The sequence below is a fragment of the Duganella dendranthematis genome (genome assembly GCF_012849375.1).
In the GTDB taxonomy this organism is placed as follows: domain Bacteria; phylum Pseudomonadota; class Gammaproteobacteria; order Burkholderiales; family Burkholderiaceae_D; genus Rugamonas; species Rugamonas dendranthematis.
This window is the reverse complement of the sequence record NZ_CP051684.1, coordinates 960,432-981,510: the sequence shown is the minus strand read 5'-3', so window position 1 is coordinate 981,510 and position 21,079 is coordinate 960,432. Positions and strand designations below refer to the sequence as shown.

Annotated in this window: 20 protein-coding genes; 1 reads left to right on the top strand and 19 read right to left on the bottom strand. The window is 60.8% G+C overall.

From position 1 onward, the window contains the following. Positions 1 to 2: 2 nt before the first annotated feature. The 4 genes from HH213_RS04605 to HH213_RS04590 form a co-directional block, all read right to left on the bottom strand. The gene (locus HH213_RS04605; RefSeq protein WP_169111057.1) at positions 3 to 815 is read right to left on the bottom strand and encodes a class I SAM-dependent methyltransferase; all 813 of its coding nucleotides are present in this window, start codon (positions 813 to 815) and stop codon (positions 3 to 5) included. 65 nt (positions 816 to 880) lie between these two features. Then, positions 881 to 1,768, bottom strand: a complete 888-nt coding sequence (locus tag HH213_RS04600) for a DNA-3-methyladenine glycosylase family protein (protein ID WP_169111055.1) — start codon at positions 1,766 to 1,768, stop codon at positions 881 to 883. Then, positions 1,765 to 2,649: a DMT family transporter gene (locus HH213_RS04595; protein WP_169111053.1), complete on the bottom strand. Its 885-nt coding sequence runs from the start codon at positions 2,647 to 2,649 to the stop codon at positions 1,765 to 1,767. The genes HH213_RS04600 and HH213_RS04595 overlap by 4 nt, the downstream gene beginning before the upstream one ends. A 181-nt stretch (positions 2,650 to 2,830) precedes the next feature. After that, positions 2,831 to 3,853, bottom strand: coding sequence for an XdhC family protein (locus tag HH213_RS04590; protein WP_169111051.1), 1,023 nt, complete (start codon positions 3,851 to 3,853; stop codon positions 2,831 to 2,833). 50 nt (positions 3,854 to 3,903) lie between these two features. Here HH213_RS04590 and HH213_RS30430 point away from each other — a divergent pair, with 50 nt between their 5' ends. Then, positions 3,904 to 4,032, top strand: a complete 129-nt coding sequence (locus HH213_RS30430) for a hypothetical protein (RefSeq protein ID WP_255458245.1) — start codon at positions 3,904 to 3,906, stop codon at positions 4,030 to 4,032. Here HH213_RS30430 and HH213_RS04585 read toward each other — a convergent pair. The 15 genes from HH213_RS04585 to HH213_RS04515 form a co-directional block, all read right to left on the bottom strand. Then, a complete protein-coding gene (locus HH213_RS04585; RefSeq protein WP_110844787.1) occupies positions 4,029 to 4,424 on the bottom strand; it encodes a surface-adhesin E family protein in 396 nt (131 codons plus the stop codon). The two genes, HH213_RS30430 and HH213_RS04585, sit on opposite strands and share 4 nt — an antisense overlap. A gap of 15 nt (positions 4,425 to 4,439) precedes the next feature. Further along, positions 4,440 to 5,522: a M48 family metallopeptidase gene (locus HH213_RS04580; protein WP_229263299.1), complete on the bottom strand. Its 1,083-nt coding sequence runs from the start codon at positions 5,520 to 5,522 to the stop codon at positions 4,440 to 4,442. Positions 5,523 to 5,548: 26 nt separating this feature from the next. Next, entirely contained in the window at positions 5,549 to 5,998 is a 450-nt protein-coding gene (gene dut, locus HH213_RS04575) for a dUTP diphosphatase (RefSeq protein WP_110844785.1), read from the bottom strand. After that, on the bottom strand, positions 5,999 to 7,222 hold the full coding sequence (coaBC, locus tag HH213_RS04570; RefSeq protein WP_174864448.1) for a bifunctional phosphopantothenoylcysteine decarboxylase/phosphopantothenate--cysteine ligase CoaBC: 1,224 nt from the start codon (positions 7,220 to 7,222) through the stop codon (positions 5,999 to 6,001). A 15-nt stretch (positions 7,223 to 7,237) separates the two neighbouring features. Beyond that, on the bottom strand, positions 7,238 to 7,741 hold the full coding sequence (lspA, locus tag HH213_RS04565; protein WP_110844783.1) for a signal peptidase II: 504 nt from the start codon (positions 7,739 to 7,741) through the stop codon (positions 7,238 to 7,240). 117 nt (positions 7,742 to 7,858) lie between these two features. After that, positions 7,859 to 10,726, bottom strand: a complete 2,868-nt coding sequence (gene ileS, locus HH213_RS04560) for an isoleucine--tRNA ligase (RefSeq protein WP_169111049.1) — start codon at positions 10,724 to 10,726, stop codon at positions 7,859 to 7,861. A 63-nt stretch (positions 10,727 to 10,789) separates the two neighbouring features. Continuing rightward, positions 10,790 to 11,758, bottom strand: coding sequence for a bifunctional riboflavin kinase/FAD synthetase (locus HH213_RS04555; RefSeq protein WP_110844781.1), 969 nt, complete (start codon positions 11,756 to 11,758; stop codon positions 10,790 to 10,792). A gap of 115 nt (positions 11,759 to 11,873) precedes the next feature. Further along, positions 11,874 to 13,097, bottom strand: a complete 1,224-nt coding sequence (locus HH213_RS04550; RefSeq protein ID WP_229263298.1) for a tetratricopeptide repeat protein — start codon at positions 13,095 to 13,097, stop codon at positions 11,874 to 11,876. Positions 13,098 to 13,168: 71 nt separating this feature from the next. Further along, positions 13,169 to 13,597: an ExbD/TolR family protein gene (locus tag HH213_RS04545; RefSeq protein WP_174864391.1), complete on the bottom strand. Its 429-nt coding sequence runs from the start codon at positions 13,595 to 13,597 to the stop codon at positions 13,169 to 13,171. Between the two features lie 59 nt (positions 13,598 to 13,656). Next, the gene (locus tag HH213_RS04540) at positions 13,657 to 14,085 is read right to left on the bottom strand and encodes an ExbD/TolR family protein (RefSeq protein WP_110844780.1); all 429 of its coding nucleotides are present in this window, start codon (positions 14,083 to 14,085) and stop codon (positions 13,657 to 13,659) included. A gap of 6 nt (positions 14,086 to 14,091) precedes the next feature. Next, positions 14,092 to 14,994, bottom strand: a complete 903-nt coding sequence (locus HH213_RS04535; RefSeq protein WP_169111047.1) for a MotA/TolQ/ExbB proton channel family protein — start codon at positions 14,992 to 14,994, stop codon at positions 14,092 to 14,094. 83 nt (positions 14,995 to 15,077) lie between these two features. Beyond that, positions 15,078 to 15,740: an energy transducer TonB gene (locus HH213_RS04530; protein ID WP_169111040.1), complete on the bottom strand. Its 663-nt coding sequence runs from the start codon at positions 15,738 to 15,740 to the stop codon at positions 15,078 to 15,080. A 528-nt stretch (positions 15,741 to 16,268) separates the two neighbouring features. Next, complete coding sequence (locus HH213_RS04525; RefSeq protein ID WP_169111038.1) at positions 16,269 to 17,807, bottom strand: SpoVR family protein; 1,539 nt, start codon at positions 17,805 to 17,807, stop codon at positions 16,269 to 16,271. 12 nt (positions 17,808 to 17,819) lie between these two features. Then, entirely contained in the window at positions 17,820 to 19,088 is a 1,269-nt protein-coding gene (locus HH213_RS04520) for a YeaH/YhbH family protein (protein ID WP_110844777.1), read from the bottom strand. A gap of 61 nt (positions 19,089 to 19,149) precedes the next feature. After that, entirely contained in the window at positions 19,150 to 21,072 is a 1,923-nt protein-coding gene (locus tag HH213_RS04515) for a PrkA family serine protein kinase (protein WP_110844776.1), read from the bottom strand. Positions 21,073 to 21,079: the final 7 nt, after the last annotated feature.

The following is a 21,079-nucleotide window of genomic DNA, read 5'->3' as shown; positions in this document are numbered from 1 at the left end:
GTTTAAACCGTGGCGCGAACCAGGCGGAAAATCCCGCTCAGGCGCGGACCATACAGCGCACTCAATTCCTCCGCGCCGAAATGTTCGATGTGGCGATAGCCGTGATGGCGCAGCATGTGTTCCAGCAGCGGCGGCTCAAAGCTGCTCTGTAAAGGTTCGCCTTGCGCCGCCAGCGCGGCGGCGACGAAGTCCAGGCCAGCGCGTTCGTTGTCGTTGAGGTGGCGGCGCTGCACGCAGTAGTCGAACACGATGCTGCTGCCGGGCGCGCAGTCGGCGATGTCGCGCAAGGTGCGCATGACTTCATCCGGCCGCAGATACATGCTGACGCCCAGCCACGAGAAGCACGCCGGGTGCGCGGCGTCGAAGCCTTGCTGTTGCAAGTCTTCCAGCAGGCTGCCGTCGGTGAAGTCGGTGGCGGTGTAGCGCACGTTGGCCGGTTCGCTGATATCGGCGGCACGCAGGCAGTCGCGCTTCCACTGCTGCATGGCTGGCAGATCGACTTCGTAGATGTGCGCTGTGTGTTCGGCGCGGTAGGCGTAGGTGTCGAGGCCCGCGCCGAGGATGACGTATTGCTGCATGCCGCGCGCTTGCGCCGTCAGCCAGCTGTCTTCCGCCAATCGCGCACGGACCGCCATGGTGGCGCGCATGGCAACGGCCAGCGGATGCTGCTGGCGCTGGGCGTCGGCGCGCAGTTCGGCCTCGCGTTCCGCGCCCAGCAGGCGCACGGCCAGCGGGTCGTTCAGGATCAGTGGCTGGTCGTACAGCTGGTGGGCGGCGCGGGCGGTGGCGGTGATCCAGGCGCTGGGCTTCTGCATTGTGCTCTCCTTGTAGTTGATGAGAAGAGCGTAAAGCCTGACGTTACGTGAGGCTCAAGCGGAATTTAGTCGCGTGGGTGCAGGCTGGCCCACAGGTGGGCGGCGGCCATGGTGCGGTGAGGGCTGTAGCGGGCGAGAATTTCTTCGGTGCGTTTGATGCCCGGTTTGACGTCTTCGCCGAGCAGCGTTTGCAGCGCGGCGCGCACGGCGACATCGCCATGCAGCGAGCAGTCGGCATGTCCGTAGCCGCGCAGCAGGCCGTAGTTGACGGTCCACGGACCGATGCCTTTGACCGCCAGCAGCGCGGCCGAGATCTGATCGATGCTGTTGTCGTCCGCCGGTTCCAGCCGCAGTTCGCCGTTGGTGATCAGCGCGGCCAGGCGTAGGATGGTTTCGGCCTTGGCACGCGAGAATTTGCGGCTGGTGAGGTCTTCCAGCGTCAATGCGGCGGCGCGGTGGGCGTCGGGATAGCACCACAAGCCGCTGCTGTGCTGACGGCCGGCCAGCAGGATGAAGGTGCGGCGTAGCGCGATCGCAAACGACAGGTTGATCTGCTGGCCGATGATGGCCCACGTCAGCGCCTCGAATACGGTGGCCGATTGCACGATGCGCAAGCCGGGCTGCTTGCGCGCCAGCGCGGCAAAGAGTTTGTCCTTTTTCACGAAGGTGTAGAACGGCGCGGGATCGATGCGCAGTCCGAGGATATTCAGGACGGCGTCGCGAGCTTGCTGCTGTGCTGCTGCGGTCAGTTTGGCGTCTGCATGCACAGTCACCTGTGCGGAGGAAGACGACAGCGCGATGTCCAGCACGACCGGTATGCCGTCCAGCAGCATGCCTTTGCGAAAGCGCTCAGCGCTGACTTCCTCGGCGACGCTTTCGGTGTCGCGGCGGTGGAAAGCCAGCACGTCGTCGACGCGGTAGTCGTCCGGCAGCGGCAGCGTGTAGGGCTTCATGCGGTGCGCGGTTTCAGGCGGAAGCTTGGGCGGAATCCAGTTACCAGCGCGGTGCCGGTGATGACGATGGCGGCGCCTGCGAAGGTGTACCAGCCGACCGTCTCGCCGAGGAACATGACGCCCCACAAAATGCCGAACAAAGGACTGAGGAACGTCACGGTCAATGCGGACGACGGGCCGACATCCTGGATCAGGCGGAAGTAAATCAGGTAAGCCACGCCGCTGCACAGCACCGCCAGCGCGATCACCGCGCTCATGATGCCGATGGTCGGCTCGGCCGGCGCCGGGAAGAACGGCACTACCGGCAGCACCAGCAGCGCCGAGGCCCACATCGAACCATGCGCATTGGCGAACGGTTCGACCGCCTTGGCCTGCTTGGCGTAGTTGCTGGCGATGCCGTAATTGAATGAGGCGAACAGCACGGCGGCGATGGCGATGCCGGCGCCTGGCTTGGTGCTGACGTGGTCAAAGCCGACCAGCAGGGCGACGCCGCAGGTACCCAGTCCGAGGCCCATCAGCACTTTGCCGCTGACCATGGTGCGCGACCAGATGGCGGCGATTAGCGTGCCCCACAGCGGCGTGGTGGCGTTCAGCACCGCCAGCACGGAGGCCGACAGGGTGCGCGCGGCGAAGGCGAACATCAAAAAGGGCAGGGCGGAGTTGAACAGGCCGAGAATGAAGAAGTGCTTCCAGTGCTGCTTCCACATCAGGGATTTTTTCAGGAATACGCCGACGATTGCGAGGAAGATGGCGGCGAACAGCACGCGGTATTCGATCAGCACCGCAGCGCCCAGCACCGGCGCGGCGATGCGCATGAAGAGGAAGGAGCCGCCCCAGATGGCGGCGAGCAGGATGAGGCGTAACAGGTTGGCGGTGCTCATGCGGGTTCCAGTGGGTTGAGCGGGGGCGGCGTACCCCAGCCGCGCTATTGTCGCTTAAGCGCGCGCAGCAAACCAGCCGATTCTTGCTTTTGAATTGAAAGTTTAAGTTAGCCGCATATTCACCCGGTAGAGGCAGGGTCTGACCCCGCAGGGTCAGACCCTTGAATGCCGCCGTGCGGGTCTATACCGCGCCGCTGTCCACCACGCAGACCGCGTCGCCGGCCTTGGTCGGCGCGGCGGCGTGCGGCACGATCAGATTGGTCGGCACGCCGTTTTTGATGGCCGTCATTTCGGCCAGGATGGAGATGGCGATTTCCGATGGCGTCTTGCTGCCGATGTACAGACCGATCGGCCCGTGCAATCGCGCCAGCTGTTCCGGCGTCAGGTCGAATTCCAGCAGTCGCTCGCGGCGCTTGCTGTTGTTCACGCGCGAGCCGATGGCGCCGACGTAGAACGCGTCCGACTTCAACGCCTCCATCAGCGCCAGGTCGTCCAGCTTGGGATCGTGGGTCAGCGCGACGACCGCGCTGCGGTGGTCCAGGTTCATTGCCAGCACGACGTCGTCCGGCATGTCGTGCACCAGCTGCACGCCGTCGACATGCCAGCCGGCGCGATATTCCTCGCGCGGATCGCAGACGGTGACGCTGTAGTCCATGGCCAGCGCAATCTGCGCCAGAAAGCGCGACAGCTGGCCGGCGCCAATAATCAGCAGCCGCCAGCGCGGCCCGTGCAAGGTCACCATGGCCTGCTCGCTGACTTGCATCTGTGCGCCGGCGCCGGCCTTGGACAGTTCGACTTCGCCGCTGCGCAGGTCCAGCCGGCGCTGCACCAGTTCGTGCTGTTCCAGCCGCGCCAGCAGTTCGTCGATGCGGCTATGCGCCGACAGTGGCTCGATCGACAGTTCAATCGTGCCGCCGCAAGGCAGGCCGAAACGATGCGCTTCGTCAGCGGTAATGCCGTAGCTGACGATTTCCGGAATGGTGCGGCGGATGCCTTCGTCGCGCACGCGCGCGATCAAATCGTCTTCAATGCAGCCGCCTGACACCGAACCGACCACCGTGCCGTCTTCGCAGATGGCCAGCGTGGCGCCGACCGGACGCGGGCTGGAGCCCCAGGTCTTGATGACAGTGATCAGCTCACAGCGGCGTCCGGCCGCGATCCACGCGGCGCTGGTTTTTAATACTTCGAGGTCGATAGAGTCCATGAATGGAATATACTACGGCTCATCAAAGCTTGCAGACACCGGAGAAGCGTATGCCCCTTAAGGAAGATGACGGCGCCCCCAAATTTGGCCGTTTGCTGGTCGTGCTGATTTTTGCCGTGCTGCTGTGCGCCGGCCTGACCTGGCTGATGGCGACGGTGTTCCCCAACTTCCCAGGCTAGCTTTTGCAGGCGGCGGCCAACGTGGCGTCGAACGGGCTGTCAGGCACAATGTCTTCCGGGTTGAACTTTTCGAACTTGTAGTTCTCCACCGGCTCGCCCTTGCCCATCGCTTCCGGATAATAGACCTGCGCCAGCAGGGTGGTGGTGTGGTCGTCGCAGCCATACACGTGCAGCATCTTCACCGACTTATACAGCTTGCCCTCCGGCGTCTTCTGCATGCGGGCATAGGTTTGCATCGACCACGCCTTGCGCGTCTTGTCGATCGGGATCACGCTGGCTTTGTCGATGTAGTAGGTGGCGGTTTTGTTGCCGCCCACGCGCACCCACTGCGCCGCCTGGGCCGAGCCGGCCGCCAACATCAGGATGATTGCGATCAGGCCGGACTTGTTCATGGCGTCATCTCTCGATTAAGGAACCAGCGGCTGCTTGGCCGACCGTTTGTTGCGGATCGCCGCCACGCTCTTGTCGATGGTCGACAGGCGATAGGCCACGGCTGGGTGGTTGGCGGTATAGCCGTTCAACACGGTGGCCGGATATTGCGTGGCCAGGCGCTGCCAGAAGGCGCGCGCGCCATCGACGTTGTAGCCGGCGCGCGCCACCATGTACAGCGACAGGTTGTCGGCCGCCGCATCCAGCTCCTGCGGCATCGGCTTGACGCCGGCGGTGCCGATCAGCATCGACAAATCAGGCCGCACGGCCACCAGGTTGTCGATGATGCTGCCCACCGTGTAAGCCTGCTTGGTGGTGGCGGCGTGGCCCAGCACATTGTGGGCGATGTCCTTGGCCAGCACGTAGGCGATGGCGTCATCGCTCTGCGCAAAGTTGACCATGCCGCGCGTGATCATCACGCGCTGGCCGTCGGAATAGGCGTTGATATTGTCCGAGTTGCCGATGTCGATCTTGAAGGCGCAGGCGCGCGTCACCGGCACCCGCAGCTGCTGGTTGTTGCCCCCGCGCGCGATGGTCAGCGTCAGTACCTTGTTGGCGCTGACCAGTGGACCGAGTACCGCAGCCGCTTCGGTTTCCGCGTTGGTCCCCACCGGCAGCAATTTGCCGTCGGCGGCCACCAGTACGTCACCCTTGCGCAGGCCGACACGGGCGGCGCCGCTGCCGGCCAGCACGCTGGCTACTTCCAGGCGGTCGCCGTAGTTCAGCACCGCTTGCGCGGCGTCGACGAATTCGCCGGAGTACGAATATTTGTTCTTGGCCGTGAAGCCGAGCAGGTTGCGCGCCTGGTTGCGGCACAGGTCTGCGTTGTTGATCAGCAGCGGGCCGGCGACGCGGTACAGGCGATCCTGCAGCGCCACCATCTGGCTCAGTTGCTGGCGCGCGGCGGCCATCTTGGCGGTGACCACCGGCGGCGCTTCGGTGACGGTCGTCACCACCGCCGGCGCAGGTTCCGGCGCGGCCGGTTGCGATTGAAAGGTGGAGCAGGCGGAGAGCAAGGCGCTCGCAGCCACCAGGGAGAAGGCGCCAAATTTATTCGTCATATTCATCCCTGCACTCCGTCTCCATTTTATTGTTTGCCGGTGCTGCCGAAACCGCCGACACCACGCTCGCTCGATTCGAATTCTTCCACAACGTTAAAGCCGACTTGCAGCACCGGCACAATAATCAGCTGCGCCAGGCGCTCCATCGGGTTCAGCGTAAAGGCGCTGTGACCGCGATTCCAGGTCGAAATCATCAACTGACCCTGATAGTCGGAGTCGATCAAGCCTACCAGATTCCCCAGCACGATGCCGTTTTTGTGGCCCATGCCGCTGCGCGGCAGGATCATGGCGGCATAGCCCGGATTGGCGACGTGGATCGCCAGGCCGGTTGGAATCAGCACGGTCTGGCCGGCTTCGATCACCATCGGTGCGTCGATGCAGGCGCGCAGGTCCAGGCCCGCCGAACCAGGGGTGGCGTAGGCCGGCAGTTGGTCCTTCATGCGCGGGTCGAGGATTTTTACGTCTACAGTGTTCATTTACTTGGCGAAGAGAGAGTGCTGCGAGATGCGTTTCGAGATCTCGGAAATCAGTTGGCGCGCCAGCGTCAGTTTGTCGGCGCGCGGCAAAATGGTGTGGCCGTTTTCATCGAACAGGATGATGGTGTTGTCGTCCTGACCGAAGGTGTGGTGGCCGATATTCCCTACTAGCAGAGGGATGCCTTTTTTCTCGCGCTTGTCGGCGCCGAACTTGACCAGGTTTTCCGACTCGGCGGCAAAGCCGACGCAGTACGGATGGCCGGCCAGATTGGTCAGCGCGGCCACCGAGGCCAGGATGTCCGGGTTCTGCTCGAACTTCAGGTCCGGCGCGGTGCCGTTCGGGTTCTTCTTCAGTTTCTGGTCGCTGGCGTTGGCGATGCGCCAGTCGGCCACCGCCGCCACCGCGATGAAGATATGCTGGTGGTCGACATTGGCCATCACCGCGTCATACATCTGCTGCGCGCTCTGGACGTTGATGCGCTGGACGCCGAAAGGCGTCGGCAGGGCCACCGGGCCGGAGATCAGCATGACTTCGGCGCCGGCTTCGCGCGCGGCGCGCGCCACGGCGTAGCCCATCTTGCCCGAGGACAGATTGGTGATGCCGCGCACCGGATCGATCGGTTCGAAGGTCGGGCCGGCGGTGATCAAAATGCGTTTGCCCGCCAGGACTTTCGGCTGGAAGGCGGCGATCACTTCTTCCAGCAGCTGTTCCGGTTCCAGCATGCGGCCGAAACCCACTTCACCGCAGGCCTGGTCGCCGGCCGCCGGGCCGAAGATGGCAATGCCGTCGTCGCGCAGCGTCTGCACGTTGCGCTGGGTGGCGGGATTGAGCCACATCTCGACGTTCATGGCCGGTGCGATCAGCAGCGGCACATGGCGCGGACGCGCCACGCACAGCGTTGACAGCAGGTCGTCGCAGGCGCCGTGCGCCAGCTTGCGGATAAAGTCCGTTGAGCAGGGCGCGATGATGATGGCGTCGGCGTCACGGGTGACGTCGATGTGGGCCATGTTGTTGTTGACGCGCGCGTCCCACTGGTCGGTGTACACCGGGCGGCCGGACAGCGCCTGCATGGTGACGGCCGTGATGAAGTGGGTGGCCGCTTCCGTCATCACCACCTGCACCGAAGCGCCGGCCTTGGTAAAGGCGCGGCACAGTTCCGCCGCCTTGTAGCAGGCCACGCCGCCGGACAGGCCGAGGACGATTTTTTTACCAGTCAGTTCCATCATGGTGCGGCTCCGTTATTTATTCACCCGGCGCAGTTCGTCGAGGATGAACAGGGCGGCGCCGACGCAAATGGCCGAATCGGCGACGTTGAAAGCCGGGAAGTGGCCCAGGCCTTGCCAGTGGAAGTCGAGGAAATCGACCACGTGGCCATACAGCAGGCGGTCGATGACGTTGCCCAGCGCACCGCCCAGCACCAGCGACAGCGCCCACGCGAACATACGCTGGCCACTGTGCTTTTTCAGCAGGTAGATGATGAAGATGGCGGCGCACAGGCCGATGCCGGTGAAGAAGTAACGCTGCCAGCCGCCGCTATTGCTCAAAAAGCTGAAGGCGGCGCCTTTGTTATACGCCAGCACCAGGTTGAAGAACGAGGTGATGAATTTTTCTTCGCCCAGCTGGAAGGTCTTGGTGATGGTGATCTTGGTCAGCTGGTCGATCAGGATCACGAGCGCAGCGACGCACAGCCATGGCGTGATGCTGGCCGAGGATTTGGTCGGGAAGATTTTTTTGGTGGCCATGTTATTTAATTTACGTAGCTTCAAACCCGTCATTCCGCCGCACGCCGGAATCCATAGAACGCATGAGCGCAAGCGACGTATGGATGCCGGCTTTCGCCGGAATGACGGTGCGTCATATTAAGCGAACTTGCGTTTTTCGCCCGCACCAAACAGGTTGCTGTAGCAGCGGCCGCACAGGGTAGGGTGGTCGGCGTGGGCGCCGACGTCGGCGCGGTAGTGCCAGCAGCGCTCGCACTTCTCGGCGGTCGACGCGGCCACGGTAACCGCTTCTTCCGCTTCCGACGCCACTTCCGTCACTTTCGCCAGCGAGGTGATGAAGATGAACTTGAGGTCATCTTCCAGGCTGGCCAGCAGCTGGTACTTGTCGCCGGCGGCCTTGATGCCCAGTTCCGCCTGCAGCGAGGAGCCAATCGCGCCCGAGGTGCGCAGGTCTTCCAGCTGTTTGGTGACGTCGGTGCGCACTGTGCGCAGCGCCGCGTACTTGGCCAGCAGCGCGTCGCCGTCGGCCAGCTCCGGCAACTGCCACCAGGTTTGCGTGAAGATGGTTTCATCGCTGGCCTTGAAGGCTTCTTCGCCGGCGAAGATGGCCCATGCCTCTTCGGCGGTGAACGACAGCGCCGGCGCCATGATGCGCAGCAGGCTTTGCGTGATGTGCCACAGCGCGGTCTGCGCCGAGCGGCGCGCGTGCGAGGTCACGGCAGTGGTGTACAGGCGGTCTTTCAGCACGTCCAGGTAGAAGCCACCCAGGTCTTCCGAGCAGTAGTTCTGCAGCTTGGAGTAAACCGGCTGGAATTCATACTGCTCGTAGTGCGCTTCGATTTCCTTCTGCAGCGCGGCCATGTTGGCGATTGCGTAGCGGTCGATTTCCAGCAGCTCGGCGACCGGCACGGCGTCTTGCGCGTGGTTGAAATCGGAGATATTGGCCAGCAGGAAGCGCAACGTGTTGCGGATGCGGCGATAGGCTTCCGTCACGCGCTTCAGGATCTCGTCCGAGATCGACAGCTCGCCGGTGTAGTCGGTCGAGGCGATCCACAGGCGCAGAATGTCGGCGCCCAGCGTGTCGGAGATTTTCTGCGGCGCCAGCGTGTTGCCCAGCGACTTGGACATCTTCTTGCCTTCGCCATCGACGGTGAAGCCGTGCGTCAGCAGCGCTTTGTACGGCGGCGCGCCGTTCAGCATCGAGGAGGTCAGCAGCGACGAGTGGAACCAGCCGCGGTGCTGGTCCGAACCTTCCAGGTACAGGTCGGCCGGGAAGGCCAGCTGCTGTTTGTGCGAGCCGCGCAGCACGGTCTGGTGGGTGGTGCCGGAGTCGAACCAGACGTCCAGCGTGTCCTTGTTCTTGACGTAGTCGGATGCCTCTTCGCCGATCAGGTCTTTCAGGTCCAGCGCCAGCCAGGCGTCGATGCCGCTCTTTTCGATCAGCTGGGCGACTTGCTCCAGCAGTTCCGGCGTGCGCGGATGCAGCGCGCCGGTTTCCTTGTGGACCACGAAGGCCATCGGCACGCCCCACTGGCGCTGACGCGACAGGGTCCAGTCCGGACGGTTGGCGATCATGCCGTGCAGGCGCGCCTGGCCCCAGTCCGGGAAGAACTTGGTCTCGGCGATGCCTTTGAGCGCGGTCTCGCGCAGGCTGGCGTCGCCGTCTTTCGGCTTGATGTCCATGCCGGCGAACCACTGCGAGGTGGCGCGGTAGATGATCGGGGTCTTGTGGCGCCAGCAGTGCATGTAGCTGTGGTCGAACATCTTGACTTCAAACAGCGCGCCGGCTTCGCGCAGCGCGTTGCAGATCGGTTTTGACGCTTCCCAGATGGTCATGCCGCCGAACAGCGGCAGGGTCGAGACGTATTTGCCGTCGCCCATCACCGGCGTCAGGATGTGATCGTCCTGCATGCCGTGGGCTTTGCAGGAGATGAAGTCGTCCAGGCCATATGCAGGCGCCGAGTGCACCACGCCGGTGCCGCTCTCGGTGGTCACGTAGTCGGCCAGGTACATCGGCGACAGGCGGTTGTAGAAGGTGTCGGCGGCGTGCAGCGGATGCAGGAAGCTGATACCGGACAGGTCTTCGCCCTTGCAGGTGGCGATGGTGACGCCTTCCAGCTTGAAGCGCGCCAGCGACGACTCCACCAGGTCTTGCGCCAGGATCAGCAGCAGCGGCTGGCCGTCACGCTCGGTCTGCACCAGCGCGTAGGTCACTTCCGGATTGACGTTGAGCGCCTGGTTGGCAGGAATGGTCCATGGGGTGGTGGTCCAGATGACGATGTAGCCTTCATGCGTCGGCAACTGGGTCAGGTCGAAGGCGTTGGCCAGCTTGTCGAATTCAGCGAACTTGAAGCCGACGTCGATCGCCGGATCGCGCTTGTCCTGGTATTCCACTTCCGCTTCGGCCAGTGCGGACTGGCAGTCGAAGCACCAGTTGACCGGCTTCAGGCCGCGATAGACGTAGCCTTTTTCCAGCATGGTGCCGAGCGCGCGCAGTTCGTCGGCCTCGTTGGAGTAGTTCATGGTCAGGTAAGGGTTCTGCCATTCGCCCAGCACGCCCAAGCGGATGAAGTCCTTGCGCTGGCGGTCGACCTGTTCCAGCGCGTAGGCGCGGGCCTTGGTCAGCACGTCGGCGGTCGGCAGGTTTTTGCCATACAGCTTTTCGATCTGGATCTCGATCGGCATGCCGTGGCAATCCCAGCCCGGCACGTAAGGGGCGTCGAAACCGGCCAGCGAGCGCGATTTGATCACCATGTCCTTGAGGATCTTGTTGACGGCGTGGCCCAGGTGGATGTCGCCGTTGGCGTACGGTGGGCCGTCATGCAGGATGAATTTCGGACGGCCGGCGGCGGCCTTGCGCACGCGCTCGTAGATCTTCTTGGTCTGCCATTGCTGGACCCAGTTCGGTTCGCGCTTGGCGAGGTCGCCGCGCATCGGGAACGGGGTTTCGGTCATATTGACCGGGTATTTGCTTTCAGGCTTTTTTGCGGATTTGTTATCGGACATAGTGGTCTTCAGTGATTTATTCGGGAATGCTGGGTAGCCGGCGCGCGTAGCTAAATCGCGCGGTCAAATTCGGTCGGTGGCGGCGGTTGCCATGCGCTGGGCAAAGAAGGCGCGGGCGATGTCGGCGTCGCGATGGATGGCGGCCGTTAGCGTCGGCAGGTCGATGTATTTTTCTTCGTCGCGGATCTTCTGCAGGAATTCGACGCGCACCTGGCGGCCGTAGCAGCCCTGGTCGAAGTCGAACACGTGCACCTCCAGCAGCACGCGGCCGCTGTCGTCGACGGTCGGACGCACGCCCAGGCTGGCGACGGCCGGCAACGGCTGCTCGGCCAGGCCGTGCACCTGCACGATGAAAATGCCGGACAGCGCAGGGCGGTGCGGCACGCGCAGGTTGAGCGTCGGGAAGCCCAGCGTGCGGCCCAGCTTCTGGCCGTGGATCACATGGCCGGAGATGGCGTACGGATGGCCCAGCAGCGCTTCGGCGTGCGGGAAGTCGCCTTGGTTCAGCGCGGCGCGCACGGCGGAGGAGGAGATGCGGGTGCTGCCGTTCATCACGGTCGGCAACGTCTCGACGTGGAAGCCGTATTTCTGGCCGGCCTCCAGCAGCATTTGCACATTGCCGGCGCGGCGGGCGCCGTAGCAGAAGTCGTCGCCGACCATCAGCCATTTGACGTGCAGGCCTTCGACCAGCACTTTTTCGGTGAACTCCTGCGGCGTCAGCGCCGCGAACGGCGCCGAGAAATGCTCGACGATGACGCGGTCGATGCCGTTGTCGGACAGCGATTGCAGCTTGTCGCGCAGGTTGGCGATGCGGGCCGGGGCGCGCGACAGGTCGCCGGCTTTCTGGGCGAAGAATTCGCGCGGATGCGGCTCGAAGGTCATCACGGCCGCTTCCAGTCCCAGGCCGGTGGCGGCCGCGCGCACGCGGGCCAGCAAGGCCTGGTGGCCGAGATGGACGCCGTCGAAATTGCCGATCGTGAGCGCGCACGGCGCGCGCGCCGCTGCATTGGGAAGACCTCGAAATACCTTCATGGGAATCTGGGGAAAACTTGTCGCAAATACGGGATTATACGGGGAATCCCTCAAAGCGAAAAAAAAGCGCTGTCCGGCTGGGCCGGAGCAGCGCTTTGCTGATCAACCGCCCGAATTACATCGGGTGATTAATGTTCAGGGTCCAGTAGCGGGCCAGATCGGCGGTGCCGTCGGTGCCTTTTACGGTTTTCAGGGTTGCCAGCGCAGCAGGTTTCTTGCCGGCGATGCTCTGAGCGATACCGTAGTGCAGTTTGATGGCTTCCGGATTGCGGCCGGTGCCCAGCTTGACGGCTTGATCCATCAGCGGCAGACCCTTGTCGGCTTTGCCTTCCGACACCAGGCCGTAGCCCAGGTTGGCCAGTGCGTCGGCGTCTTTGGCTTTGACGGCTTCGGCTTCAGCCGTCGCGGCCTTGGCGTCGAACTCGGTCTGGGTCTTGGCGGCCAGGTCTTTCAGACGCTGGTGGCGCGGCGCGTCGGAGCCGGTGCCCAGAATGCCTTTTTTGTAGCCCTGGTCGATGATCTTGATGGCTTCAGCCGGGTTGCCGGCTTGCAGCGACAGCTGGGCCATTTCCAGGTATTCCGATGGTTTGGTCAGCAGGCCGTTGACCAGGCGCAGGCGCAGCACGTCCAGCGACAGGGTCGGCGAGAAGCCAGGCTTGCCCGAGACGCGGTTCAGCAGGTCGGCCCAGTAGCTGGTTTTTGGATACGAACCGGCCAGTTTTTCCAGCGTCTGGACATAGCCGGCCTTGTCGTTCTGCTTCAGCTGGATATTCGCCAGCATTTGCAGGTTCTGCTCCGATGCACCCTTGGCGTTCGACAGTTCCTTGGCGGCTTCAGCGTACTTGCCGCTGATGTAGTAGGTCTGGATCAGCAGGTCATGCATCTGACCATCGTTTGGATTGTCTTTCAGCGCGCGCTGGATCCAGGTGATGGCTTTTGGGTAGTCCTTGGCGCGGTAGTAGATACCGGCCAGGGCCTGGGTGAATTTGGGTTGTTCGGCAGCCGACAGCTTGCCCGAATTGATGACCGACTCAAAGGCTTTGGCGGCGGCGTCGTTATCGCCAGCAGCAGCTGCAGCCGAGGCGCGGGTGCGCTCGATCAAATAGGTCTCGTTGGCGGATTTGCCGCCGACAGAATCAGTTTCTTTCAGTTTGGCAAGTGCTTCTTTGTTCTTGCCGGCCGCGGCCAGTTTCTGTGCTTCTTGCAATGGTTTGCCGATTTCTGCGCGTACCGTTTCGGCGGCGTAAGCGACCGACGAGAAACCTGCGAGTGGAGCTGCTGCGGTAAAACCAATAGCGGCCATTACCAGGCCGAGATGAGCGAGACGAAACTTGGTCATGGGTGAATTTTCTTTCTTCAAAAAAGCAAATAGGCAGGAATGGTCCTGCCTATTATTGTACATGGGACTGTTTACTGGAACTGTTCGTTACCGACCAGACCAATTTTGGTCACGCCCAAGCGCTGGGCCGAAGCCATGACGCCTGCGACAACTTTGTACGAGACCAGCTTGTTCGGACGCAGATGCACTTCCGGCTGATCCGCTTGCGCGGCGACGTCGGTCAGTTTCGCTTCCAGGGTGGCGCGGTCAGGTACGACAGCGTTATCCCACAGAATCGTACCGTCGAAGTCGACGTCAATCGTTACCACCACTGGCTCCTTGGTCGGAGGCGGCGGGGTGCCGACTGGCATATTCAGGTTCACCGAGTGGTTGGCCTTAGGAATCGTAATGATCATCATGATAATCAGCACCAGCATCACGTCGATGAGGGGCGTCATATTCATTTCCATCATTGGTTCCGGATCCGCGCCTGCGGAAGGGGAGCCCACATTCATACTCATGATGTTTTCCTTTTGAGAAGGGCAGGCCTGCGGACAGGCCTGCGATGCACTGTCGGGTATTAACCCTTATCAGGCGGTTCGGTGATGAAGCCGACCTTCTGAATACCAGCACGCTGGGTGGTGAAAATAACCTTGCCGATGGCTTCGTACTTGGTTTCTTGGTCGCCACGTACATGAACTTCCGGCTGAGGCAGTTTCACAGCTTCCACCTTCAGATTGTCGAACAGCTCATTGGCGTCGCGCATTTTGCGCTGATTCCAATAGATGTCGCCATCTTTGCTAACGACAATGTTGACGTCTTCCGGCTTGGTCTGGATAACCTGGTTGGTTTCCTCTGGCAGCTTGATCTTGATCAGCTTCAGAACAACCGGGCTCGTGATCAGGAAGATAATCAGCAGCACCAACATGATGTCCACCAGGGGCGTCGTGTTGATTTCTGACATGACTTGATCTTCGTCTCCGCTATCGGAGCCTACGGACATGGACATGGTTAATTACCCAACTTTTTTGTTGCCGGTAGCGGTCGACATGGCGCCCGAGATCAGCACCGAGTGAACGTCAGCCGAGAAAGCACGGACATCTTCCATTGCCGACTTGTTACGACGCACCAGCCAGTTGTAACCCAGAACGGCTGGAACTGCCACGAACAGACCGAAAGCGGTCATGATCAGCGCTTCACCCACTGGACCTGCGACTTTATCGATCGAGGCGTTACCCGACATGCCGATGGCGATCAGTGCATTGTAAATACCCCACACGGTACCGAACAGACCGATGAACGGTGCGGTCGAACCCACGGTTGCCAGGAACGACAGGCCATCTTGCAGACGCGATTGGACTTTCTCAACAGCGCGCTGGATCGACATGGTCACCCAGGTCGACAGGTCGATTTGTTCCAGCAGGGCGCCGTCGTGGTGCGCGGTCGCCTTGGTGCCGGTTTCAGCGATGAAGCGGAATGGCGAACCGTCGGTCAGCGAAGCCGAACCAGCAGCGATCGACGAAGCTTTCCAGAACTTGGCCGAAGCTTCTTTCGATTGCTTGAAGATCTTGGTCTGGTCGATCAGTTTGGTGATGATGATGTACCACGAACCCATCGACATCAGCGACAGGATGATCAGGGTGCCGCGCGAAACGAAACCAGCTTCCCACACAGCTGCGAAGCCGTATGGATTTTCCACTTCTTCTTTACCGCCTTTAGCTGCTGGCGCTGCGGCTTCTGCTGCTGGCGCTGCTGCTGCATCCGCTGCTGGCGCTGGTGCTGGCGCTGCTGCGTCTGCTGCTGGAGCCGAAGCGGCTGCCGAGGCTTGCTCTTGAGCCGAGCTAACCAGGGCGGTGGCTGCGGTCACCGAGAACAGCACAGCGGCCAGTACAGCGGACAAACGGGTATTCTTAAACATGCTTCCTCCAAATTGATAAAATAATCAGATCGCTGGCGTAATGACAACGAAAACTACATATGAGACGGTGTTCTGCCTCGGTTTTACTCCAGCGTCCAGACGTATTGCATCTGCTGCCAGCCTTCTTTTGGTACGCCATCTTCCGTTGCCGGTTTGAAGCGGCATTTGGTGATACCGGCAATCGCGGCCTTGTCCAGATCGCGGAAACCACTGGATTTCACGATCTTGCCTTCGGCGACGCGGCCATCGGCTGCGATCAGGAAGGACAGCTGCACGGTACCGGTTTCTTCGTTACGCAGCGACGACTTCGGCCATTCCGGCTTGGCGCAAGTGCTGAAGTCAACCACTGCTGCAGTACGCACACCGGTTTTGGCCGGGCCAGGTGGCGCCGCAGGTGGTGCTGGCGGTGCCTTCTGGATCTCGGTGGTGGCCGGCTTCACGTTAGTCGCGTTCTGAATAACGTTGTTCGGCGGTGGCGGCTGCTGCACGTTCACCTCAACTGGTGGGATGAATGGCGGTGGTGGCGCTTTCATCTCTGGCGGAGGTGGCGGTGGTGGGAGTTCCTTTGGTGGAGGAGGTTTGACCTCCTCAATGATCTTGGTCTCCACTGGTTCGACCATTTTGGCCACCAGACGTTTTCCCAAGCCCGTCACGATCCCATAAGCAACCAGGATGTGCAACAAAACGACAATCGTAATGCCTGTAAAGTTCTTCCCGGTGCTTTTCTCGTTGTGCGTGAAATTCATGCCTGCTTTCTCCAATACCAACTCTCTTTGGTGCTACTTAAACCCCAAAATGGCGACACAAAACAACAGCCGCATCCGGGACGTCGGCGAATTATACATACGAATTCTTGATTTTACATAGAATTTTCATCCCTAAAACCGGTTAAATTTCATAGGGTTTTCCTATGTGGTAGCGCTCCCTTTGCACCGTTCTGGCTCAACGAGCAAGACTCTACGGCGCATTTTTGGGCGTACACGCACCACGACGTTACTTAGTTTTCCCTTAAGGCCAAAAACGGAATTTTATGCCGGTAGTTTTACTACAGGCAGTTGATAATTTGGCCGTAAATGTTTCTTTCGTGAAATTCTAGCGGGCACTACTATACAAGTAGCTTCAGAAAAATATTGACTTCTGCCCCGCATCATGCATCCGCGAAAAAAAACCGGGAACAACGCGCCGTCGCTGCCCCCGGTTCTGACTCTTGCAAGAGCCGTGCCTGAAACTGGTGCAGGACACGCCGCCTGAAAAAAGCCTTATATATTAGTTGGTCACGGAATCCTGCTGCGTTTCTCCCGTCTGACCTCCAGGGTACTAATGACTTCGCCGTTTGGCGCCACTGTTTCCAGATGGACGTCGAAGCCCCATAAGCGTGCAACATGCTTCAGCACTTCGCCGGCCTGCTGGTTCAGCGGACGGCGCTGGAACTGGGTATGGCGCAAGGTCAGCGCGCGGTCGTCCTGGGTGTTGACCGACCATACCTGGATGTTGGGCTCACGGTTACCCAGATTATATTGTTCCGCAAGTTGCTGGCGCACGTATCGGTAGCCGCTGTCGTCGTGGATGGCCGAGACGTTGAGCTTCTCGTTGTTGTCGTCGTCCAGCACGGCGAAGAAGTGGAACTCACGGATCAGCTTGGGCGACAGATACTGGGCGATGAAGCTCTCGTCCTTGAAATTGCGCATGGCGAAATCGAGCGTCTTTTGCCAGTCGCTGCCGGCGATGTCGGGGAACCATTCGCGGTCCTCATCGGTCGGATTTTCGCAGATGCGCCGGATGTCGGTCATCATCGCAAAGCCCAGTGCATACGGGTTGATGCCGCTGTAATGCGGGCTGTTGACCGGCGGCTGGTACACCACGTTGGTATGGCTCTTGAGGAACTCCATCATGAAGCCGTCGCCGATCACGCTCTCATCGTACAACTGGTTGAGGATGGTGTAATGCCAGAAGGTGGCCCAGCCTTCGTTCATCACCTGGGTCTGGCGCTGCGGGTAAAAGTACTGGGAGATCTTGCGGACGATCCGCACCATCTCGCGCTGCCACGGTTCCAGCAGCGGCGCGTACTTCTCGATGAAGTACAGCAGATTTTCTTCCGGCTCGACCGGAAAGCGCTTGGCGGCCTTGGCGGTTTCTTCTTCCTCGCGGCGCGGCAAGGTGCGCCACAGGTCGTTGAGCTGCGACTGCACATAGGCTTCGCGTTCCTTCTGCCGCGCGCGCTCTTCCATCAGCGACAGCTTGGCCGGCCGTTTGTAGCGGTCGACGCCGTAGTTCTGGATCGCGTGGCAGGAATCGAGCAGCGTTTCGACCGCGTCGATGCCATGGCGCTGTTCGCACTCGGCGATGTAGTTCTTGGCGAACACCATGTAATCGACGATGGCCTCGGCATCGGTCCAGGTACGGAACAGGTAATTGCCCTTGAAGAAGGAGTTGTGCCCATAGGCCGCATGCGCGATCACCAACGACTGCATGGTCAGGCTGTTTTCCTCCATCAGGTAGGCGATGCAGGGATTGGAGTTGATGACGATCTCGTACGCCAGTCCCATTTGCCCGCGCTTGTAGCCCTTCTCGGTGCTGAGGAAATGCTTGCCGAACGACCAGTGGTTGTACGACACCGGCATGCCGACCGAGGTGTAGGCGTCCATCATCTGCTCGGCGGTGATGATCTCCAGCTGGTTCGGATACGTATCCAGCCCGAAGCCTTCGGCCACGCGGCGGATTTCCTGGTGAATCTGTTCGATCAGCTCAAAGGTCCATTCCGACTGCTCGGGCAGGGCGTTGGGGTGACGCGGTTTGGCGGTCATGTCATTCATAGATGGGGTCCACTATTTCGGCTGCTTCTTGAACAGTTCACGGAACACCGGATAGATATCGGCCGGCGTGACGATTTTCTGCATGGCGAAATGCTGGTGGTGATCCGGCACCTGCGAATACTGTTCCCACAGATTTTGCGGCGGGCCGTCGGTAATCTCGACGTAGGTGTAGTACTGGACCTTGGGCATGATGGTGTTGACCAGCAGCTGGCGGCACAGCACCGAATCGTTGTCCCAGTTGTCGCCGTCCGACGCTTGCGCCACGTAGGCGTTGTAGCTGCCGCCGCCGTAGCGCTCGTCGATGATCTTGTCCAGCAAATGCAGCGCCGACGACACCACCGTGCCGCCCGACTCGCGCGAGTGGAAGAACTCTTCCTCATCGACCTCGGCCGCCGCCGTGTGGTGGCGGATGAACACCACCTCGATCTTGTCGTACACGCGCTTGAGGAACAGGTACAGCAGGATGAAGAAGCGCTTGGCGGTGTCCTTGCGCGTCTCGTCCATCGAACCGGACACGTCCATGATGCAGAACATCACCGCCTGCGTCATCGGCTTGGGCACCTTGATGCGGTTGGTGTAGCGCAGGTCGAACGGATCGATGAAGGGGATCGCCAGCAGGCGGGTGTGCAGGTGGTGGATCAGTTTTTTCAGTTCGACCACGCGCGGGTCGAGCAGCGGCACGCCGTCCAGCAGCAGTTGTTCCAGTTCGCGCTCGGCTTCGGCGACGCGCTTGCGCGAACCGCCGCCAACCGCGATGCGCCGGCCCAGTGCGCCGCGCAGCGAACGCAGCACATGGATGTTGGAGGGCGTGCCGGACATATTGTAGCCGGCGCGCTGGTTCTTGAAATCGGTGCTGGCGGTCAGCTGGGTCTTGACCATGTGCGGCAGTTCCAGGTCCTCGAAGAAATAGTTCATGAATTCTTCGCGCGACAGTTCGAAGATGAAGTCGTCTTCGGTCATCTGGTCGCTATTGCCGGCCTTGCCGCGGCCGGAACCGGCGCCGCCCTTGGGCCGGTTGATCTGATCGCCTTTGAGGTATTCCTGGTTGCCGGGGTTGACCACTTCCCACACGCCGCCATGGGCGTGGCCAAACGAGGGCTCGCTCACATCCTTGACCGGGATGGAGACCTTTTCGCCGTTCTCCACGTCGGTGATGGAGCGGCCCTTGATGGCGCGGCCCACCGCGTCCTTGATCTGCGATTTGTAACGCCGCAAGAAGCGTTCGCGGTTGACGGCGGACTTGTTCTTGCCTTGCAAACGACGGTCGATGAGGTAAGTCAAAAGATGCCTCCTACAACTGTTTTCCGGCCGTCCCTCCCACGTCAGCAGGAGGGACGAGGCACTACGAGGACTTCCTCACGCGCAGATACCATTCGCACAGCAAGCGGACCTGCTTGGCGGTATAGCCTTTCTCCACCATGCGCGCGACAAAGTCGGCGTGCTTGTTGGCGTCTTCCGCGCTGGCCTTGGCGTTAAACGAAATCACCGGCAGCAGCTCTTCCGTGTTGGAGAACATTTTCTTCTCGATCACGGTGCGGAACTTTTCATAGCTGGTCCACGCAGGATTCTTGCCCCCATTATTAGCGCGCGCCCGCAGTCCGAAGTTGACAATCTCGTTGCGGAAATCCTTGGGATTCGAAATGCCGGCCGGCTTCTCGATTTTTTCCAGTTCATTGTTCAGCGATTCGCGGTCGAAGCTCTCGCCGGTATCGGGATCGCGGTATTCCTGATCCTGGATCCAGAAGTCGGCAAAGGTGACGTAGCGGTCGAAGATATTCTGGCCGTATTCGGAATACGATTCCAGATAAGCGGTCTGAATCTCCTTGCCGATAAACTCGACATAGCGCTGCGCCAGGTGCTCCTTGATGTACGAGAAGTATTTTTGCTCCAGCTCGGGCGGGAACTGCTCGCGTTCGACCTGCTGCTCCAGCACGTACAGCAGGTGCACCGGATTGGCGGCCACTTCGGTGTTATCGAAGTTAAACACCTTGGACAGAATCTTGAATGCAAAGCGCGTCGACAGCCCGTTCATGCCTTCATCCACACCGGCATAGTCGACGTACTCGTGGATCGACTTGGCTTTCGGATCGGTGTCCTTCAGATTGTCACCGTCGTACACCAGCATCTTGCTGAAGATGCTGGAGTTCTCCGGATCCTTCAGCCGCGACAGGATGGCGAACTGCGCCATCATGCGCAAGGTGCCCGGCGCGCAAGGCGCACTCGACAGCGAGGAATTGAACAGCAGCTTGTCGTAAATCTTGATCTCATCGCTGACGCGCAGGCAATACGGCACTTTGACGATGTAGATACGATCGAGGAACGCCTCGTTGTTGCGGTTGTTCTTGAAGGTTTTCCACTCAGACTCATTCGAGTGCGCCAGCACCACGCCGTCGAACGGAATCGCGCCAAAGCCTTCGGTGCCCTTGTAGTTGCCTTCCTGCGTGGCGGTCAGCAGCGGATGCAGCACCTTGATCGGCGCCTTGAACATCTCGACGAATTCCATCAGGCCCTGATTGGCCAGGCACAGGCCGCCGGAGTAGCTGTAGGCGTCCGGATCGTCCTGCGAATAATCTTCCAGCTTGCGGATATCGACCTTGCCGACCAGCGAGGAAATATCCTGGTTGTTCTCGTCGCCCGGTTCCGTTTTGGAAATGCCGATTTGTTTCAGCACCGACGGGTAGCGCCGGATCACGCGGAACTGGTTGATGTCGCCGTTAAACTCGTGCAGGCGCTTGACCGCCCACGGCGACGGGATATTGCGCAGGTAGCGACGCGGGATGCCGTAGTCTTCTTCGAGGATGGTGCCATCCTCCTCCTCGTTGAACAGGCCCAGCGGCGATTCATTCACCGGCGAACCCTTCAGGCAGTAGAAGGGCACATGTTCCATCAGCGACTTGAGCTTTTCCGCGATCGACGATTTACCGCCGCCCACCGGGCCCAGCAGGTAAAGGATCTGCTTGCGTTCTTCCAGTCCCTGCGCCGCGTGGCGGAAATAGGACACCACTTGCTCGATGACTTCCTCGGTGCCGTAGAACTCGCGAAATGCCGGATAAATCTTGATGATCTTGTTGGCGAAGATGCGCGACAGGCGCGTGTCGTTGCGCGTGTCGATCAGGGTGGGTTCGCCGATGGCGGCCAGCATGCGCTCGGCGGCGCTGGCATAGGTCAGCCGGTCTTTCTTGCAAAGTTCGAGATATTCCTTCATGGACATCTCTTCTTCTTTGGTCCGTTCGTATCGTGCGGCGTAGTTGTCAAAAATGGTCATGTGAATG

Coding starts and splice junctions, on each gene's coding strand:
- HH213_RS04605 (WP_169111057.1), bottom strand. CDS start 815: ATGCAGAAGCCCAGCGCCTGGATCACCGCCACCGCCCGCGCCGCCCAC.
- HH213_RS04600 (WP_169111055.1), bottom strand. CDS start 1,768: ATGAAGCCCTACACGCTGCCGCTGCCGGACGACTACCGCGTCGACGAC.
- HH213_RS04595 (WP_169111053.1), bottom strand. CDS start 2,649: ATGAGCACCGCCAACCTGTTACGCCTCATCCTGCTCGCCGCCATCTGG.
- HH213_RS04590 (WP_169111051.1), bottom strand. CDS start 3,853: ATGGACTCTATCGACCTCGAAGTATTAAAAACCAGCGCCGCGTGGATC.
- HH213_RS30430 (WP_255458245.1), top strand. CDS start 3,904: ATGCCCCTTAAGGAAGATGACGGCGCCCCCAAATTTGGCCGTTTGCTG.
- HH213_RS04585 (WP_110844787.1), bottom strand. CDS start 4,424: ATGAACAAGTCCGGCCTGATCGCAATCATCCTGATGTTGGCGGCCGGC.
- HH213_RS04580 (WP_229263299.1), bottom strand. CDS start 5,522: ATGACGAATAAATTTGGCGCCTTCTCCCTGGTGGCTGCGAGCGCCTTG.
- dut (WP_110844785.1), bottom strand. CDS start 5,998: ATGAACACTGTAGACGTAAAAATCCTCGACCCGCGCATGAAGGACCAA.
- coaBC (WP_174864448.1), bottom strand. CDS start 7,222: ATGGAACTGACTGGTAAAAAAATCGTCCTCGGCCTGTCCGGCGGCGTG.
- lspA (WP_110844783.1), bottom strand. CDS start 7,741: ATGGCCACCAAAAAAATCTTCCCGACCAAATCCTCGGCCAGCATCACG.
- ileS (WP_169111049.1), bottom strand. CDS start 10,726: ATGTCCGATAACAAATCCGCAAAAAAGCCTGAAAGCAAATACCCGGTC.
- HH213_RS04555 (WP_110844781.1), bottom strand. CDS start 11,758: ATGAAGGTATTTCGAGGTCTTCCCAATGCAGCGGCGCGCGCGCCGTGC.
- HH213_RS04550 (WP_229263298.1), bottom strand. CDS start 13,097: ATGACCAAGTTTCGTCTCGCTCATCTCGGCCTGGTAATGGCCGCTATT.
- HH213_RS04545 (WP_174864391.1), bottom strand. CDS start 13,597: ATGAGTATGAATGTGGGCTCCCCTTCCGCAGGCGCGGATCCGGAACCA.
- HH213_RS04540 (WP_110844780.1), bottom strand. CDS start 14,085: ATGTCCATGTCCGTAGGCTCCGATAGCGGAGACGAAGATCAAGTCATG.
- HH213_RS04535 (WP_169111047.1), bottom strand. CDS start 14,994: ATGTTTAAGAATACCCGTTTGTCCGCTGTACTGGCCGCTGTGCTGTTC.
- HH213_RS04530 (WP_169111040.1), bottom strand. CDS start 15,740: ATGAATTTCACGCACAACGAGAAAAGCACCGGGAAGAACTTTACAGGC.
- HH213_RS04525 (WP_169111038.1), bottom strand. CDS start 17,807: ATGAATGACATGACCGCCAAACCGCGTCACCCCAACGCCCTGCCCGAG.
- HH213_RS04515 (WP_110844776.1), bottom strand. CDS start 21,072: ATGACCATTTTTGACAACTACGCCGCACGATACGAACGGACCAAAGAA.